This is a genomic window from Paraburkholderia sp. Ac-20336, from assembly GCF_017105025.1.
Lineage (GTDB): Bacteria > Pseudomonadota > Gammaproteobacteria > Burkholderiales > Burkholderiaceae > Paraburkholderia.
In genome coordinates, this window is the sequence record NZ_JAAGPS010000280.1 from 1 (window position 1) to 1885 (window position 1885).

At 70.2% G+C, this 1885-nt stretch carries 2 protein-coding genes; both read right to left on the reverse strand.

Annotated features, from left to right (window positions below; translation table 11 throughout):
- On the reverse strand, positions 1-1519 hold a 1519-nt coding region (gene treY, locus GXB81_RS31015; RefSeq protein WP_205991209.1), incomplete at its 3' end, for a malto-oligosyltrehalose synthase.
- The coding region (locus tag GXB81_RS31020; RefSeq protein ID WP_205991210.1) for a 4-alpha-glucanotransferase at positions 1516-1885 on the reverse strand (370 nt) is incomplete at its 5' end. The genes GXB81_RS31020 and treY, both read right to left, overlap by 4 nt.

The following is a 1885-nucleotide window of genomic DNA, read 5'->3' on the forward strand; positions in this document are numbered from 1 at the left end:
CTTCGGCGCTGCCGCCGAGCCATGCGTTCACGCGCTCGAGCGCGGCATGATCGGCGCGCGGCAGCGTCGCCCGCGCGCGGGCGAGCGCCGCGTCGAAGTAGACGTTGTCGGCGGCGCTGCGCAAGCCGTTCTGCGGATAGATGCGGTACACCGGGAAATGCACGACCAGTTCGGTCAGCACGCGGCGCAGCGTCGTGAACGTGAAGTCGCGCGTCGCTAGCGAATCGCGCGCGATGCGGTGCAATGCGCGCGCGGCGCGATCGAGTTCCGCCGCGAGGTTTTCCGCGAGAATCTTGCGGCGCGCGGCGAGCGCTTCGTCGGCGAAATGCGCGGCGCGGCCGGTCAGCTCGACCCATGTGCGCGCGAGCGGTTCGGCGCCGGCCGGATCGTGCAGCAGCGCGCCGACGTCGTTCATGAAGTCGTAGCCGGTCGTACCGTCGATGGGCCAGTCGTCGCGCAGCGGCTCGTCGTGGCCGAGAATCTTCTCGACCACGACGTACGGCGCCGTGTCGCGCAACTCGGCGAGCCGTTGCCGCAGGCGCTGGCAGTATTCGCGCGGCTCGGCGAGTCCGTCGACGTGATCGATGCGCAGACCGTCGACGAGCCCTTCGCGATACAGCCGGAAGATCAGCGCATGCACCGCGTCGAACACCTCGGGCCGCTCGATACGCACGCCCGCGAGCGTCGAGATGTCGAAGAAGCGCCGCCAGTTCACTTCGTCGGACGCGGTGCGCCACCACGCGAGCCGGAAGTGCTGCCGTTCGAGCAGCCGATGCAGCCGGTCGCGCGTGACCGGGTCTTCCGGCGCATACGCTTCGAGCACGAAGTCGAGCTCCGCGGCGCCGTTGCGCGCCGCGAACTCGCGCAGCGCGTCGCGCGCAACGGCCGCGCGCGGCTGATCGGCGGGCTGCGTCGTGAGTCCCTGAAAGCGGTTGGCGAGCGCGCCCAGATCGGCGCGCTCGGCGCTCAGCAGGATCGCCGCGTAATCGATCGGGCACACCGGGAATACGTGCGGGCCGTAGCGAACATCAAAGCGCCCGCTGTCGGCCGCGAAATGCAGCGCGATGCGGCCCGCGGCAAGCTCCTCGCCGTAGGGCGCGCCGAGCATCGGCAGCAGCACCTTGCCGCGCAAGGCGGGGTCGGGCGAATGCCAGTCGACGTCGAAGTGGCGCGCATACGCGCTGTGGCGCCCCCATTCGAGGATGTCGAGCCACCACGCGTTGCTCGATCCGCCGACGCCCATATGGTTCGGCACCATATCGACGATGAGGCCCATGTCGTGCGCGCGCAGCTTTTCGACGAGGCGCCGCAAGCCCGCCTCGCCGCCGCATTCGGCGCTGACGTCGGTGTAGTCGACGGTGTCGTAGCCGTGCGTCGAGCCGGGCTCGGCCGTCGTGATCGGCGATGCGTACAGGTGGCTGATGCCGAGCGCGGCAAAGTATTCGACGTGGCGCGCGGCGTCGTCGAACGTGAAGCCTCGATGGAACTGCAGGCGTAGGGTGGAGCGTGGGACGGTCATGGCGTGTCGGGCTCCGAAGAAGCGTTGGATGAAGGGGTAGCGGGGCGCGCCGAAGTCGAAGCCGGAGCCGAAGCCGAAGCCGGGGAAGCCGGGGAAGCGGAAGAGGCCGAAGCATCCGAATCCGGCGCGCCGGCCGGCACCGAAGCGGCGGCGCGGCGCACGCGGTCGATCTCGCGCAGGCGCTCGCTGAACGCGGCGTCGTCGAACATCGCATCGACCGGCAGCGTCATGCGGCGGCGCCAGTTCGGATGCTCGTCGATCGAGCCCGGCAGGTTCGGCTGCTCGACGAGCGCGAGCAGGTCTTCGAGCGGGAGCGTGACGAGCTCGCAGGGCGTGGCCGCGACGAACGCGAGCGCCGCGTCGACC